Raw genomic sequence first — 15,708 nt, forward strand, 5'->3', positions numbered from 1 at the left:
ACATGATTGGAGTGAGGCATTCTAAGAGCCGAACGGAAATCATGTAGAAAATGTCATAAGTTATTTACCACTATTTCCGTCGCGCTTTTGAAATGCGCTCCTCCAATAGTGGTAAATAACTTTCGAAAAGTGGCACCTTTTTTGACAGAGGCCCTTCTCCAACAGACATTACGTCCATTTTCCACATGATTGGAGTGAGGCATTCTAAGAGCCGAACGGAAATCATGTGGAAAATGTCATGAGTTTTTCTCCATTGTCTGTTTTTTACTTTTCATCAGTATGTTTCGTTTTTCCGATTTTATGAATCATTCGGCTTTGAACACAGTAAAATATGCTGGACGAATTGAGTCTCTCGTGTAGAATAAAAGAAGAAAGACTTTATAATCTGAAATTGAAATCAAAAACCGGAGATGATACCAAATGGATTTGAAAAAAACAGCTGAAAATATAAATATCCTTGCCGACTTCTGCGGAGTAAGAGACATTGAGGAACTGAGGCAAAACGCACTGAAAGAAAAATATGGATTTGAAAAAGCGGATGTTCTCATTTTATTCGGCGGGAGTATTCCAGCGGGCTGTGACACGGCCGCAGCAGGCTATTTGAATGGTGCTGCCCGCAGACTGATGATCGTCGGCGGAGAAGGACATACGACAGAGTTTCTGCGCCAAAACATTCACGATCAATGCCCTGAAATTGAGACGAACGGAAGAATGGAAGCCGACATCATGGAGGAATATATTTCACAAAAATATGGAATTCAGAATATTCTGATCGAACGGACCTCCACAAACTGCGGCAATAATATCACGAACGCACTGGAAGTTCTTAAAAACAGCCGCGTTGAAACAAAAAATGTAATCCTTATGCAGGATGCCGCAATGCAGCGCCGGATGTGGGCAGGTTTTGCCAAACATACACCAGACATCACCGCCGTTAATTTTGCCGCATACCGCAATAAAGTTATCGTAGAGAATGAAAAGCTGGAATTTTGCGACAAATCTCTATGGGGAATGTGGAGCATGGAACAGTACATAACACTCCTTATGGGAGAAATCCCCCGATTGTCCAACGATACAAATGGATATGGACCAAAAGGCTGTAACTATATCGCAGAAGTAGACATCCCTGACACGGTCCAAAACGCCTTTGTAGAATTAAAGGATATCTATTCTGAAAATATACGGACAGCCAACCCCAAATATGCATCCCCTAAAATATAAAGCATCTGAAAAAAGTCTGTATCTCTCCCTTCATCGCTCAGGGCATGATACAGACTTTTCTTATTAAGGCCGGCAGACAGCCTTGCATATAGTGATTTCTCTGTTATATATCTGGTCAAACAATTCCTTCAAGTGTTCAAGATCTGCACTGTGGGTGATCAGGTCGTCTACTTTCAGACTTTGATCGGCGATCCTGTCCGCAGTGTACTGCCATTCGTTAAACGGAAGGTCATTATAATAATTGTTCCAGACTCCGGTAAGCCGTAATTCTTTTCTCAGTATCTGGCTGTGGCTGTCAAGTTTGAGCACCGTGTCCTGATGAGGATTTCCAAGGAGCACCAGCATACCAAAAGGCTTTAAACATTCCACGGCCTGATTCCATGCCGGAGAACTTCCAGTCCCTTCGATGACCGCATCCGCCATATGTCCTCCGGTCATCGTCCGGATCTGTTCCGGTATCTCTCCGTCTGCAGGACTTATGACTTCCAGCCCTTTTTCCCTGGCAAACTCTGTTTTTTCCTCACTGATCTCCACCAATACGGCCCGAATGCCGAACATTCCGCACCAGCGGGCCGTCAGGATCCCGATGGGGCCTGCCCCGAAAATCACTGCCGTATCCCCGCCTTTGATCTCCCCCTTGCGGATCGCATGGAGAGCCACACAGGCAGGCTCCACAAGTGCCAGCTGTTCTGGGGAAACCCCTGTATTTTCAGGAAATACAAGGTGTTTCCGAGATGGAAGCAGACAGTACTCGGCAAAGCCGCCGTCTGTTCTGGAACCCAGGTTTTTGTAGCTCTCACACTGAGCATACTGGCCGATCCGGCAGCTGGGACATTCCATACACGGAACTACCGGATAGACAGCCCCGGTTTTACCAATCAGTTCCTGATCCTCATCGTTTCCGACACTCACAACCGTGCCCACGTATTCATGTCCGAGGGTTACCGGATAAACCTTTGTTCCCAGCTCATAGACTCTCGGAATGTCGGAGCCGCAGATCCCGCAGGCGTCCACTTTCACGAGAATCTCCCGTCCCTGCGGCTCTGGAACTTCCACTTCGTCCAATGTAAATTTCCCTATCTCATGAAGTCTCATCGCTTTCATTAATGTATCCCCCATTCTATAAGAGCCCGGCAACATCCACAACCTTGTCGGCAGGTATTACCTGGATCTTCACCTGGATTCCCTGATCCAGAAATTTTCTGATCGCATCCCGTTCCTGAGGGTCGGCTGCGATATTTTTATACAAAGTCTTTCGTTCGCCGCTGATCCCCATGCCTCCGATGTTAATTGCAGGGATGTGAGCTCCCAGGTCTACAATTTTTTCATAGGTAAGCGGTGTTTTTGCCAGCATAATGGACGGGACTTTCAGGCCGTCTTTCAGCGCTTTTGCCGCCTCTTCTACGGAGTAAACTTTCACCTTTACCCCGGCCGGAGCCGCCATAGTCAGCACCTGTGTCATAAATGGGTCTTTTGCCACTTTATCATCTGCAATCAATATTTCTTTTGCAGGCAGAAGCTTCATCCACGCGGTCATCACCTGTCCGTGGATCAGCCGGTCGTCTACCCTCGCAAGCAATAATTGTTCCATTTTTGTTTCCTCCTATTCCAGGTTTGCGTGCTTCTCCCACAGAGAATCCACGTCGTCAATTTCCTTTTCCTGCATAATCATCAGCGCCGCCGCATCCAAGAGCAGAAGAAGACTCTGCTCAAACAGGCTGCTCATGATCTGTGCGGACTCGATCTCGTCCGGCAGGGCAAGCTTTGTCCTGCACGGAATCCTCACGAACAGATCCTCATAGGGAGCCATGGAGCTATCCGCATTGGAACCGATATGGATCACCGACGCACCGAACTGTTTTGCCTTTTTCACAAGCCCCAGGGGAATCAGACTCTCCCCTGAGCCGGAACCGGCAATTAACACGTCTTTCTCGGTGATCGCGGGCTCATTCACATCTCCCACACAAAATGCATCGATACCCAGATGATTCAGCCTTTTAGCAAAAGCCTCCATCATCATAAAGACTCTCCCGACGCCTGTGACAAATATCTTTTCCGAATGAAGCACCATCTCCGTCAGCGCCCGGACCTCCTGTCCGTCTACCGCCGCCAGTGACTGGTCCAGTTCTCCCATAATCAATTCTTTAAAATCTTTATATTCCACGTTAACCTCCCTGTCACCCCAGCGCTGCTTTATAACTTTCCGTCATTTTCGCACAGGCTGTTTTCAGGTCTTTGTCCAGCCCGAACAGCCCGGAGCTTCCGAGGATTAAAATGTCCGCACCTGCCTCGGTGAGTTTTTTAAATGTTGAAGCTTTACAGGACCCGTCGATCTGTATCTGGTAGTGGTATCCCTTTTCTTCCCTTATCCGCTTTGCCTCCCGGATCTTATCGAGCATTTCTTCGATAAACGGCTGCCCGGCAAAACCCACATCCACGGTCATGATAGTCAGCAGGTCGATCCGGTTCAGGTAATGGGCGGCCTCAGACAGGGGAGTTGCCGGGTTTAAAACAAGCCCTGCTTTTAATCCCAGTTCCTCAATCCTGTTGTACAGGCGGAATGCCTGACCGTTGATGGTCTCAGCATGCAGTGATATGATATCCGCACCTGCCTCTGCCACCGGGTCAATCCAGTCTTCCGGATTTGTCGTCATCAGATGTACATCCAGCGGAAGTTTGGAGACCTTTTTAAAACTTTTCACCAGGTCCGGTGACAGGGTGATGTTTTTACAGTAATGACCGTCCATGATGTCCACATGGTACATTCCCACCCAGTCATTTAATATGTTAAGCTGTTCCCCGACTTTCAGAAAATCCATACACATCAGGGAGACGGCAAACTTCTCTTTCATAAAATCGTCTCCTTTCTCTCAAGCCTTAGAGCTGTAAATTGCCTTGCAGATCGTGATTTCTTTCTGATAAATCTGCTCAAACAGCTCACTCAAATGTTCCAGATCGGACGTATGGGTGATCAGATCATTCACTTTAAGCCTGCCCGCATCGATCATATCCGCCGTATACTGCCATTCATTGAGAGGCATCTGTGCGTAATAAGAATTCCATACTCCCGCGATATCGACTTCTTTTCTCAGAATGCTGCTGTGATTTGCAAGTTTTAAGGAAGTGTCCCTGTGGGGATTTCCGAGCATGGCGATCCGTCCGAAGGTTCTTACGATTTCCACCGCCTGATTAAGTGCTGCGGAAGTTCCGGTTCCCTCGATGACTGCATCCACATGATCCGTTCCCATCACTCTCAGGAGGCCGTCTTTTGGATCTTCTTCCATGGAATTTAAAATCGTCAGTCCCCGCTCTTTTGCAAATGCAATTTTTTCTTCGCTGATGTCAAACAAGACCACTTTCCCGGCGCCGAAAATTTCTGCCCAGCGGGCCGCCATGATTCCTATGGGTCCTGCGCCAAAAATGGCAATGGTCTGCCCGGCTTTGATCCCTGATCTTCTCACCGCATGCTGTGCCACTGTGGCCGGTTCCACCAGACTCAGTTCTTCCTTTGTCACTTCCGGATTTTCTGAAAATACCAGATTCCAACGGGAAGGGATGACACAGTACTCCGCAAAACCGCCGTCACACCTGGACCCCAGGTAGTTATAATTCGAACACTGGGCGTAGTGCCCGGTTTTACAAAATTCACACTCTCCGCATGGGATGAGCGGGAAGACGGCTGCCGTCTTCCCCACCAGTTCCTGGTCCTCTTCCCTTGCTGCTTTTACGATCGTCCCCGCGAACTCATGTCCTATGGTAATAGGGTGAACATGTGCTCCCAGCTCAAATACTCTGGGAAGATCGGATCCGCAGATCCCGCAGGCCTCCACCTTCACGAGAAGTTCTTCTCCCTTTACCTCCGGAAGGGGCACTTCTTCCATCCGGAAATCTCCGATTTTGTTTAGTCTCACTGCTTTCATCTTCACGCCGTTCCTTTCTCCTGAATGTCGAGCCTCTTTATACCGTCATGTCCCGCCTGTTCACAGATCTCCGCAAGTTCTGAGAGTGTCGTGTCCTCCTCCCTCTGAAGCGCCGCGGCGATCCCCATAGCCATATTGGCTCCGGTGATGACCGCTGCCGGATATTCCTGGCACAGCATGGCAATGCTGTTAAACGGTGTCCCTCCTAAAAGATCCGTCAGCACAAGGACTCCCATGCCGGTGTCCAGCTCTTCCACTGCCTGTCTTACCTTTTCCTTAAACTCCCCGGGGTCCTGGCCCGGTTTCAGAGATATACATTCTGACTGCTCTATGTTTCCTGCTACCATGGAGACGCTGTCAGCAAGTCCCTGGCAGAGCAGTCCGTGACTGATTAATAAAACTCCAACCATGTCTCATTCCTCCGTCTTATGATGCCACAGCCAGCAGGCCGATCAGGGATGTGATAACACCTACCACAAAGATAATAACGATGATATAGGTCGGCTTCACCTTCTTGCTCAGAAGCTTCCACACGAGCAGCGTCGCGATCAAAGGCAGCATTCCAGGAAGCAGAGAATTTAAGATATTTTGAAGATTGATTCCTACTTCCCCGACTTTAAATGCGATCGGAGTCTTGATATTAACCCTTGTAGCCGCCATATTTCCGACAACCATCAGTCCCACGATACTGAATGCTTCGGTGATTCTGTTTAAAGTTCCTGCACTTAAGATTTTTACGATGGCACTTTTTCCCTGTTTATATCCCATCATATACATGGCATATCCCATACCGATCATCAGAACTTTGTACGCAACCTCAAACAGGATCGGTCCGGCTACATTTCCGGCCAATGCCAGGCTGCAGGCGATTCCGGCTAAGATCGGATAAGCGATACCCTGGGAAACTGTGTCCCCGATTCCCGCCATCGGTCCCATTAATCCTGTACGAACCGCATTGATGTCTTCCGCGTCAATGTCCGCTCCGTTGGCAGACTGTTCTTCCATAGATGCGGCGACTCCATGAATCACAGTTCCAATCCATGAAGGCTCCGTGTTGAAAAATACCATATACTTCTTTAATGCTTTTGCCTGCTGTTCTTTTGTCTCATAGAGCCTTCTCACGATCGGTACCATGGCATTGGTTGTACCCAGTGCCTGGAGACGCTCATAGTTATAACAGGTCTCGCTGGAGTATCCGAGAAGAAAATGTTTGACCAGATCTTTTTTCAAAAGTTTTTTGCCGCCGGTCTGCACATCGGCCTCCTCAGGAGAAGCTGTTTCGATTTGTTCCGCCTCAGCGGCCTGTTCTGATTTTCCTGTAAAGAGATAGATCAGGACTGCTACAGCCGCTGCAAATACAGTCACCGCCATGGTATCAACTTTCGCGTAGATGGTCAGGAAGTAACCGATAAAGAAAAATGCCACGATTTTCTTTTTGCCGAGAAAGCTTAACAACATTGCGATTCCAAGTGCCGGCATCAGTGCCCCAACCACATTTAACGCTGCGATCATCGGCTCCGGTATTGCCTTTAAGGCGTTGGTTGCAAAATCTCCTCCGAAATATACGAGGGCAAATGCCGGAATTCCGTAGAGGACTGTGGCAGTGATTCCGGACGGCAGGTAGTTCATAAGCCTTAATCCGCGGATGTTGCCTTTCTCCAAGTACTGGTCTGCCTTATGTACCCAAAAACTGTTGATAGTCATATAGGCCTGGTTGATCAGGATTCCCAGCAGACTGAACGGCACCGCAAAGGTCGGCGCCAGGTTCGGAGATGCCCCGGAAATGATGGTCAGCGCCGTTCCGAACACTCCGGCTACCATCAGGTTGCCCGGCATGGTTCCTCCGGCTGTGATCCATCCAAGGTATGTAAGCTGGATATAGGCTGCGGCCTTCATGCCAAGGACCGGTTCTCCCATAGCTACCGCCACAAGGAAACCTGCCCAGATCGGATACAGCCATGTACGGGTGATTGCGTGGCTGAACCACCACTGGCTTCCAATGGCGATCAGCGCGACTAAGATTGCTGAAATTAACATAATACTTTCCTCCTTTTCTGTTATCTGATATGTATAGTCTACCGGCATAAGAAAACTGCCGCCATACCAATTAATTTCCTGAAATGCGGAAAGCGGGGATCTGCCCCGGCGCAGATCCCCGCTTTCCCCTGTTATTTCTTATTCGCCATTTTTGATTCTTTTAAGATCTCATCGGTGTCAAATGAAAACCATTCGTCCTGGTTTTCTTCCATGTCATCCATCATTTCCGGGATCAGGATCATGATGATCACAATGCCGATCAGAATGGTCAGAGTCCCGTAGCTTCCGATCCGGTTCAGCCAGTCTCCCAGAAATGCTCCCGCAAATCCCATATCCGCATCCGGAAATGTGACAGAGGCGTTTGCCAGTTCCCCCAAGTACGGCAGAAAAATCACCGGAAGAAACGAAATCAGCACTCCGTTCAGGAAGCCGCCCAGAATAGCTCCCCTTCTTCCTCCCGTAGAATTTCCATAGACTCCTGCCGTGGCTCCGCAGAAAAAATGCGGAACAACTCCCGGAAGAATCACGGTGAGATTACATGCGATCATGATACCGAGAGAAAGAAGCCCTCCCAAAAATGACGAGATAAACCCCACGATCAGGGCATTGGGCGCATACGGAAAGACGACGGGGCTGTCCACTGCCGGTTTGGCATTGGGAATCCAGTTATCCGCAATCCCCTTCACTGCGGGCACGATCTCATTGATAAACCAGCGCACTCCTGTGATGACCACAGTAAATCCCACGGCAAAGGTCAGCCCCTGGACGATGGCATAGACCAGATAATCTTTTCCTTCTGACAGATTCTGTTCTACAAATTCACTGCCGCAGGCAAGAGCAACCACCACATACATGACAATCATCGTAATGGAAACGGTAACAGAAGAATCCCGCAAAAATGCAAGTTTTTTCGGAAGACGCATTTCCTCCGTGGACTTAGAGTTTTCTCCGTAGATTCCTCCCAGCCATGCAGCCAGAAAGTAAGCACTCCCGCCGAAATGTCCCAAAGCCACCGAGTCATTTTTACAGATCTGCCTCGTATATTTCTGCAGAATGGCAGGAGAAAATACCATCAGAATCCCAAGAGCCAGGGCCCCGATGGCATAAAAGATCCATCCGCTGATTCCCGCGCCTTTCATGCATACGACGATCATGCCTGCCATGAATAACGTCTGATGGCCGGTCACGAACACATAGCGGAATCTGGTGATCCTGGCCAAAATCAGATTGACCGCCATCCCAAGCAGCATGACGACGGAAATCTCCATCCCAAACCTGCCCACTGCAATTCCCGCGGCTCCTTCCACACTCAGGATCACGCCGGATACGTGAAATCCGTACTGAAACATCCTTCCGAAAGGTTCCACACTCTCTGTGATGATATTTCCCCCGATCCGGATGACCATAAACCCTATGACCGATTTAAGAGTCCCCTTTACCGTGGTCTCCAGGCTCTTTCTCTGCAGCACCAAGCCTAAAAAGACGATGCCTCCGACCACGATGGACGGTTCCAGTACCAGGTCTCTCAGCATTTTTAACATATATATCCCTCTTTTATCTTTAAGACAAGAACGTTGTCAGTTTCTCTCTCAATTCCTCTTCGTCAATCAGGGATTCCAGTACGATCAGATGTTCCACAGGCGGAATACTGTCCTTTAAATCGTTTGCAACGATAAAATAGTCTGCGTCCATGGCACTCATTTCATATACTGAGGAATGGCATGTCTCAAACTCCTGCTCTCTCCCGAGCTCTCTCAGGATCTTCTGTATATTCATTTCCACCAGGAAGCTTGATCCGAGGCCGGTGCCGCAGACTGTCATGATTCTTTTCATTGTTCTTCCTCCATCATCATAAGCATCTCCTCACTGCTTCTGCATTCCAGCATCTTTTTCAGGCTCTGCTTTTTCGAACAGATTTCCGCTATCTGCTTCATCAGCACAAAATGAGCCGCCTCATCCCTGGCCGCCAGCGTAAAAAATATGCGCACTTTTTTTCCTTCAAAATCCACCGGTGTGTTTAGTTTTATGATGCACAGTCCCGTGGACAAAACACCCGTCTCCGGTTTCGCATGGGGCATGCATACCCCTTCTCCCAGATAGAAATATCCACCGTATTCTCCGATATTGTCAATGATCCCCCGGTAATATTCCCCGGTCACCATCCCATACCGCTCGAGTATCTCACAGCTTTTTCTGATAGCCTGTGTATATTCACTGACTTCCTCCAAGATTTCGGCACAGATCATAGGCTGCCGCCTCCCTCTTCAGATCTAAGAGAAAGAAGTTCCTCATAAGAACTGATATGCTTAATTCTTTCCATGTTGTTCTCCCACGCCAGAATCCGGACCAAATCTGCCAGATTCTCGTTCTCGGTAATATTTCCGAGGACAATGATGACTTTCACATCTACCTTTGCCTTGCTCCCAAAATCAATGGGATGTTTTAGCTTCATCAGGCTGATGCAGTTTTCCCGAACATTGTCTTTCCTCCCGTGAACGAAAGCAATCTCCGGAATAAACACCATATAGTTCCCCAGATTCTGCACAATGTGGATCATCTCTTCCACATACTCCGGCTTCACAAGTCCATTTTTGATCAGCGGCTCACAGGCCATGGCAATGGCCTCCTTCCAGTCATCTGTTTCTGCATCAAACCGGCAGTATTCTTCTTTTAAAAGGTCCCCGATGCCCCTCTGCATCGTCTGGTGGATTCTGTGAACCAGATACTGGTTCTTTCTGTTGTATGCGAGGACGGAAATAATATTTTTCACCCGGTCGATATCCGGAGAATTCAAGAGCGGATTTACGTGAATGACCTGCTGATTTCTAAGACTCAGCGGAACTGTGCTGATGATAAAGTCGGGCCGGTTTCTTTCAGTTTCCTCCTCCACATCACTGACCCTGCAGATTTTTCTGACCCGAAGTTCCGGAAAGTATTCTGAAATCCGCTGTTTTAAAAGCACTGCTGTCGCCGTGCCTCCCCCGCAGACAAGCACGACCTCCGGTGACAGATTCAGGCTGAAGTTTTCCTGAAACAGCACTTCAAAATACATGGTCGTATAGGCAATCTCAGCGTCGGGAAATACCACGCCCAGCATTTCTTCCTGCCCTTTAAGCAGCCGTTCCGTCAGCTCATACATAAAGGAATGGGAGTACTTGATATCCTCCATCAGGGGATTCTTGATCTTTATTTTATTTTTCAGCCGGAACACCGCCACTTTTAAATGCATCATGATCTGTCTTTGAATCTCCGGGTCAATCTCACTGCTGATCTTTAAATCACTGCAAAACTTCCGGATCAGCTGCTCTGTAGCCTGCATCACCCTGCCGTCCTCATCCCAATTTTCAAGACTCTCCCCGTCCATCCGCTTCGTGCTCTGGAACAGCATGACAAAATAGCTCAGATCCCCTTTTGTCACCTGAAAACCGGGGAGGCCTGAAAGAATCGCTTCTCTGCAAACGCCGTCCGCGTCGTCCAAAGTGCGGCCCCTGACATGAAACCCGCACCGGATTCGGCACAGTGATGCAAGAATCATGCTTTCCAGTTCCCCGATGGATTCATCCGCAAACCGGATGCCCATGGCCGCCTCCACTCTCCGGATCATGTTCCTTCCTGCTTCCGGGTCCACTTCTGCATGATCTTTCAAAATGTGCAGTATGTTCAGGGAGCCTTCGCTGGCCGTCTTTATATATAAATTAAACAGTGTATTCCGTATTTGTTCTTCCTCGCCTTTCAGGGACATGCCGTAATAGGACTTTTTTATGAGCCGTACCTCATGCTTCTTTAAAAATTCTTCCGCCGGCCTCAAATCCTGTACAACCGTATTCTTGCTGACCTGAAGCTTCTCAGCCAGCTGCTCGATGGTCACTTTCTCTGAGATCATCAGCAGAACAGTAATAATGATAACTCTCTCTTCCCTGGAATGGACTTTGATCTCATTGCTGGAATAAAGGCTTGTGATATCGAATCCCTTTTTGACAATGAGACGGACACCGAGTCTTGGTGTGCGTTCGATTTCCACCGGCAGTTCTTTCAAATAATATTGGACTGCATCCAGATCGTTGCGGATCGATCTGCTGCTGACATGAAACACCTCTGCCAGTTTTCCCGCCGTCGTATAACCATCACATTCCTGCAGGTATTTTACTAATTGCAACTGTCTTTCCGTCAACAATGTCCTCTCTCCTTCTACTGGGGTTTATCAAAATTGTAGCACATTTGAAAGCCTGAAAGCTATGCCAAAAGCTTTCCACATATGCAGAAGTTCTTAAGATGTTCCAAAACGAGAAACCGCCTCTTCATATCAATATAGTACAAAATAATGATTTTATAAGACAAGAAATGCAGCTGAAATGATGATATATTGCAATTACAGTGATAAACAATGAAAATACAGGAGGTATACTATGAAAAAGATATCAAAAAAGGCTGAAGAAATGACAGTAAAAGAACTGGCTTCTTATATCGACTATTCCGTTCTGAAACCGGAGTTTACAGAAGAACAGATCATAGAACTGACAAAAGACGGAGTGAAATTAGGATGTGCCACCATCTGCATCAATCCGGGTTATATTGAGCTTTGTACCCCGTATGTGGAAGGCACTGAAACGGGCCTCTGTCCGGTCACGGATTTTCCTTTCGGAACCAGCTCTACCGAATCCAAAACCGCACAGGTCGAGATCGCAGCCGGATACGATACCGTGACGGAGATCGATGTTGTGGCAAACTTTGGCCTGATCCGCTCAGGAGAATATGAAAAGGTCACTGCGGACCTGAAAGCCTGTGCCGATACTGCACACAAATACGGCAAGGAATTAAAAGTGATCTTTGAGACTGATGCTCTCACAGAAGAACAGATCAAAAAAACCTGCCGCTGCTGTATGGAGGCAGGTGCAGATTTTGTGAAGACAAGTACAGGTTTCCTCACCGGATATGAACTGCGGGGAGCGGCGCCGGATGTCATACAGCTCATGATGGACGAAGTAGGTGAGAAGTGTAAGATCAAGGGAAGCGGATGCATCCGCACGAGAGAACATTTCTTACAGCTGATCGATATGGGAATCGACAGAATGGGTGTCGGCTACAAATCCGTTCCTGTTGTTTTAGGACTGGAATCCTGAATGTAATTTCCATTCATCTTCCGGAACCTGGACGGCGGAGACTGGTATTTCTTCTTAAACAGATGATAAAAATGACTAAGCGAAGAAAAGCCGCACAGCATACTGATCTCTATGATCTCTTTGGAGGTCTGTGTGAGAAGATAAACCGAATATTCCAGACGCTTACTGTTGATATACTCGGTTGGAGTCACGGACATAACAGACTTAAAGACCCTGCACAGATGATTGGAAGAACATGAGGACAGTTCGATCATTTTCGGAAACCCAATCCTCAGATTATCGAATTTCTGCATTTCGTTCAGCATGGGCTGAAACCAGGAGGGGCTGCTGACTGTGGGAATCTCCTCCGTGTCATAGGAAAAGAAATACCTTGTGAATACGTCTGCAAGACAGCATTTGGCATAAAATACGGTCTTTTGGATCTTTGGTGTGTCCATGAGGGCGCCGATCTCCTCAAACCGCACACTGATTTCCTCCCTGCCGGATTTATCTAAGCGGACACACGGCGGCAGCTCCGACTCCGTCAGCGTCCGGAGCATGGCCGTGTGATCCAGAAATAACCGTATATTCTGCAGCAGCTGTTCACTGAATCCGATATTTATAATACGGAAGTCATCCGAATAGTAGAACTGATAGCTGTGGGTATCTTTCGGCCGTATAAAGACAAGATCCCCCTGTGTGATCGTCTGGATGGAATCATTGACAAGGTGCAGGGCACTTCCTTCTGCGACGATAAAAAATTCATAAAAGGTGTGGGTATGGATGGACGCCGTCTGCCGAAACCGGGAATTCCGATACAGGAGCCCGGTTTTTTCATCCAAAAATGTATGTTCCATTCCGTAGACAGGGATATGACCCATGATGACCTCTCTTTTTACAAAAATACTTCTTTCTCTGTAACGAGTTAATCTTACACATGGAGTCCCGCATTGTCAATCAGTTCCGCATCACCAAATTTTTAATTCATAGATTACAGCTTTTTCCATCCCCATTCTGTCCCTTGGGAATCACGTTTTGTCACTCCCCAGTGATAGATCGGCTTGTCAGATGGCTTGATCTTAGAATGCGTTGACGGATAAAACTCTGCTCCCAGATTAGAAGAAGAATAAATAAACGGTTTATCATACAGTTCATTTAATGCAGTATAAATACTGATCTGGGACTCAGGTTTTACTTGCTCAATAATATAATCTAATACCGATCCTTCTTCCTCATCATAGAGATAAAATCCTTCTTCTATGGGATCATCCGGTAATTGAATATCCTCTGAATCCTGTATTCCGGTATCTGAAGAAAAAAGATTACCCTCATTATTCACATAACACCAGAACTGCGGGTCAAACTCCTCTCCGATGGAAGAATTCCACCTGCTGTTTCCATACCTGAGATTTTCAGGAGCACTGTTTAAGATATACAGAAGCTTATTCAAACAGTCACATAGGCTCTCCGCCTGTTCCGGACTTTGAGGCTCAAGGTTAACTGCAATAATTTTTATCAATTCTATTGAATTTAGATAGGCTTCCGAGTTTTGATCTAAATGTGCAACTGCAAGAGAAAGGTTATGCAGATTCGCTGCTGCGGCTTCTGGATTATCAGAAAAGTTTGACAGTGTATAAAAAATTGTTTTCTCTATCTGAGAAAAGCTAAAATTATGACACACTGCCGACACATCCGGAAACAAATCTTTGATTCCCTCATCAAATTCCCGCCCTGCATTTTTATTAATATAAACTCCATCTTTAAATGCAAATCTTCAATATGTACCCATAAAAACCTCCTGTCTTTGCTTTTCATCCGGTTTCTTTTATGACGCAAATATAACAGGAGGTTTTTATGATGTAAATGCTTTTCCAGTGATTAACGGCTCTGACAGAGTGAATAACGGCCGATGACTATACCTTCTCAAAGAAAAACAAAAGAACAGGAGCAGTCCATTTTGAAAATATCTCTCCTATATCAACATTGTTTATTTCTACATGATCGGAAACTTCGTAGTCCTCTCCATGATATAAAATCCGATTAATGTATCCGTCATCTGCATAGGTTACTTTTACCCCCTTTTTTGGAACCGGATATTCTTCTCTGATCACAAGTCCTTCTTCTAACTCCGAGTTTTTTGAAAGATTTTTATCTTCTTCTCTCAGTTTTTTGTGCGGAAGTCCCCCTTTTAAAATTTTTATAATGACTGCTGTCTACAAACACAATCTCACTGCCCGGCTGCATTGGTTCAGGTATCTCGGTTGATTCTATTATTTGTTCTCGTCCCTTTGCCTTACTGCCGGTGCCAAACATCAGCAGCAGAAAACAGGAGATTACTAAACACCACAACAATTTTCTCTTTAACATTTATACACCTCCTGCAAGCCTTTTATTTTTTTACAACACATGCATTGTTGATGGCACCTTCTGTTCCGGGATATCGAAACAAAATTTTTTCTTTGTGAGTTTTCAGGTCATAGGATACCAGTTTATCGGGATCTCCCAGTCCCTGCCCCTTTTTCAGCCCATAGAGAGTCGTTCCCTTCTTATCCAGGTAGATAAAACCCATCTGGCACAATGATTTATCTTTCTCTGATAAAACCGTTTTCTTTTTTGACTGAAAATCATAGGATACCACTTCTATGATCTGTTCTTTTAAGCCTTTCATTTCGGGAACATTGGGCACGCTTGTATTTTTCCTTATGTAGAGCATCTTTCGGCTGTTTGCCACAAGAGAACCGATGATCTTCCTTTTCTCTTCTGTGATCAGTCTGAAAGATCCATCCGGTTTGATTTGATAGAATCTTTGTCTGATCCCATTTTCAGGTTCATTAAGCCTTTTATATGATTCTCTGTCGGAATAAAGATTACAGTACAAACCCTTTGTCAAAGGATTGTATGTCACGTAATCCACAAAGAGATCGTGATCCCATGTTAAATCTGTTGGCTTTCCTGTCTCTCTGTCACACCAGTATGATGTAATGATTGTTTTTTTCGTATCCATTGCAGCAAGATACAGCTTATCTTCTTTGATAAACATATAATTCAGGACATCACACCAGTCGGTCAGCTGCCTTGTTTCCTTTGTCCTGCAGTCATATACAAAGACTTCATCCTCATGTGTCCCTTTTAACCTGGATGAATAATAGAGCAGCTTTTTCTGAGGATCATATACAGAAAGCGGATATTGAGAGGTATACGGAACTGTCGCTATCTTTTTTGTTTTCGCAGTTTTTATGTCAAACAGATAAATATCACTCTCAAATGTACCTGCCTTTTGTCCGTTCCTGGTTGTCATAATAGAGATCGCAAGCTGATCTTCCGGATTCGTTTGTAAAGACTCATGTTTCTGACAGCCCGTCAACAAAAACATCAGCGATAATAATGTTATTACTTCTATCTCCTTCATAAATTTCTGCATCTTGCAATCC

At 46.4% G+C, this 15,708-nt stretch carries 18 protein-coding genes; 2 read left to right on the plus strand and 16 right to left on the minus strand.

Annotated elements, in window-relative coordinates:
- Positions 1-420 precede the first annotated feature (420 nt).
- The gene (locus QVP35_RS12045; protein ID WP_006567447.1) at positions 421-1,221 is read left to right on the plus strand and encodes an ElyC/SanA/YdcF family protein; all 801 of its coding nucleotides are present in this window, start codon (positions 421-423) and stop codon (positions 1,219-1,221) included.
- Between the two features lie 63 nt (positions 1,222-1,284).
- Here the strand turns inward: QVP35_RS12045 and QVP35_RS12050 are convergent, their stop codons facing one another.
- From QVP35_RS12050 to QVP35_RS12100, 11 genes are all read right to left on the minus strand, one after another.
- The gene (locus QVP35_RS12050) at positions 1,285-2,325 is read right to left on the minus strand and encodes a galactitol-1-phosphate 5-dehydrogenase (protein WP_022261193.1); all 1,041 of its coding nucleotides are present in this window, start codon (positions 2,323-2,325) and stop codon (positions 1,285-1,287) included.
- A 16-nt stretch (positions 2,326-2,341) separates the two neighbouring features.
- Positions 2,342-2,812: a PTS sugar transporter subunit IIB gene (locus QVP35_RS12055; protein WP_006567449.1), complete on the minus strand. Its 471-nt coding sequence runs from the start codon at positions 2,810-2,812 to the stop codon at positions 2,342-2,344.
- A 12-nt stretch (positions 2,813-2,824) separates the two neighbouring features.
- On the minus strand, positions 2,825-3,385 hold the full coding sequence (gene hxlB, locus QVP35_RS12060; RefSeq protein ID WP_006567450.1) for a 6-phospho-3-hexuloisomerase: 561 nt from the start codon (positions 3,383-3,385) through the stop codon (positions 2,825-2,827).
- 13 nt (positions 3,386-3,398) lie between these two features.
- Positions 3,399-4,073, minus strand: coding sequence for a D-allulose 6-phosphate 3-epimerase (gene alsE, locus QVP35_RS12065; protein ID WP_006567451.1), 675 nt, complete (start codon positions 4,071-4,073; stop codon positions 3,399-3,401).
- Positions 4,074-4,091: 18 nt separating this feature from the next.
- On the minus strand, positions 4,092-5,141 hold the full coding sequence (locus QVP35_RS12070; RefSeq protein ID WP_009289254.1) for a galactitol-1-phosphate 5-dehydrogenase: 1,050 nt from the start codon (positions 5,139-5,141) through the stop codon (positions 4,092-4,094).
- 2 nt (positions 5,142-5,143) lie between these two features.
- The gene (locus QVP35_RS12075; protein WP_006567453.1) at positions 5,144-5,551 is read right to left on the minus strand and encodes a PTS sugar transporter subunit IIA; all 408 of its coding nucleotides are present in this window, start codon (positions 5,549-5,551) and stop codon (positions 5,144-5,146) included.
- A gap of 16 nt (positions 5,552-5,567) precedes the next feature.
- Positions 5,568-7,178, minus strand: coding sequence for a PTS system mannose/fructose/sorbose family transporter subunit IID (locus QVP35_RS12080; RefSeq protein ID WP_006567454.1), 1,611 nt, complete (start codon positions 7,176-7,178; stop codon positions 5,568-5,570).
- 131 nt (positions 7,179-7,309) lie between these two features.
- Positions 7,310-8,719: a PTS ascorbate transporter subunit IIC gene (locus QVP35_RS12085; protein ID WP_006567455.1), complete on the minus strand. Its 1,410-nt coding sequence runs from the start codon at positions 8,717-8,719 to the stop codon at positions 7,310-7,312.
- Positions 8,720-8,738: 19 nt separating this feature from the next.
- Positions 8,739-9,011, minus strand: a complete 273-nt coding sequence (locus QVP35_RS12090) for a PTS sugar transporter subunit IIB (protein WP_006567456.1) — start codon at positions 9,009-9,011, stop codon at positions 8,739-8,741.
- Positions 9,008-9,424 carry a PTS sugar transporter subunit IIA gene (locus tag QVP35_RS12095; RefSeq protein WP_006567457.1) on the minus strand — a complete coding sequence of 139 codons (417 nt, stop codon included), beginning with the start codon at positions 9,422-9,424 and terminating at the stop codon, positions 9,008-9,010. The genes QVP35_RS12090 and QVP35_RS12095 overlap by 4 nt, the downstream gene beginning before the upstream one ends.
- On the minus strand, positions 9,421-11,352 hold the full coding sequence (locus QVP35_RS12100; RefSeq protein WP_022261194.1) for a BglG family transcription antiterminator: 1,932 nt from the start codon (positions 11,350-11,352) through the stop codon (positions 9,421-9,423). The genes QVP35_RS12095 and QVP35_RS12100 overlap by 4 nt, the downstream gene beginning before the upstream one ends.
- A 232-nt stretch (positions 11,353-11,584) precedes the next feature.
- On the opposite strand from QVP35_RS12100, the gene deoC reads away from it, so the two are divergent.
- Complete coding sequence (deoC, locus tag QVP35_RS12105; protein WP_006567459.1) at positions 11,585-12,298, plus strand: deoxyribose-phosphate aldolase; 714 nt, start codon at positions 11,585-11,587, stop codon at positions 12,296-12,298.
- Here deoC and QVP35_RS12110 read toward each other — a convergent pair.
- The 5 genes from QVP35_RS12110 to QVP35_RS12130 all read right to left on the minus strand — a co-directional run bounded on the left by QVP35_RS12110 (position 12,259) and on the right by QVP35_RS12130 (position 15,698).
- Complete coding sequence (locus tag QVP35_RS12110; protein ID WP_009289257.1) at positions 12,259-13,158, minus strand: AraC family transcriptional regulator; 900 nt, start codon at positions 13,156-13,158, stop codon at positions 12,259-12,261. The two genes, deoC and QVP35_RS12110, sit on opposite strands and share 40 nt — an antisense overlap.
- A gap of 110 nt (positions 13,159-13,268) precedes the next feature.
- Positions 13,269-13,727, minus strand: coding sequence for a hypothetical protein (locus QVP35_RS12115; RefSeq protein ID WP_147342244.1), 459 nt, complete (start codon positions 13,725-13,727; stop codon positions 13,269-13,271).
- A 463-nt stretch (positions 13,728-14,190) separates the two neighbouring features.
- Entirely contained in the window at positions 14,191-14,388 is a 198-nt protein-coding gene (locus QVP35_RS12120) for a hypothetical protein (RefSeq protein ID WP_022261195.1), read from the minus strand.
- Positions 14,389-14,425: 37 nt separating this feature from the next.
- Positions 14,426-14,644: a hypothetical protein gene (locus tag QVP35_RS12125; RefSeq protein WP_022261196.1), complete on the minus strand. Its 219-nt coding sequence runs from the start codon at positions 14,642-14,644 to the stop codon at positions 14,426-14,428.
- A 22-nt stretch (positions 14,645-14,666) separates the two neighbouring features.
- On the minus strand, positions 14,667-15,698 hold the full coding sequence (locus QVP35_RS12130; protein WP_022261197.1) for a hypothetical protein: 1,032 nt from the start codon (positions 15,696-15,698) through the stop codon (positions 14,667-14,669).
- Positions 15,699-15,708: the final 10 nt, after the last annotated feature.

Origin of the sequence: Anaerostipes sp. CAG:276 (assembly GCF_000432215.1) — a bacterium.
In the GTDB taxonomy this organism is placed as follows: Bacteria; Bacillota; Clostridia; order Lachnospirales; family Lachnospiraceae; genus Anaerostipes; species Anaerostipes caccae.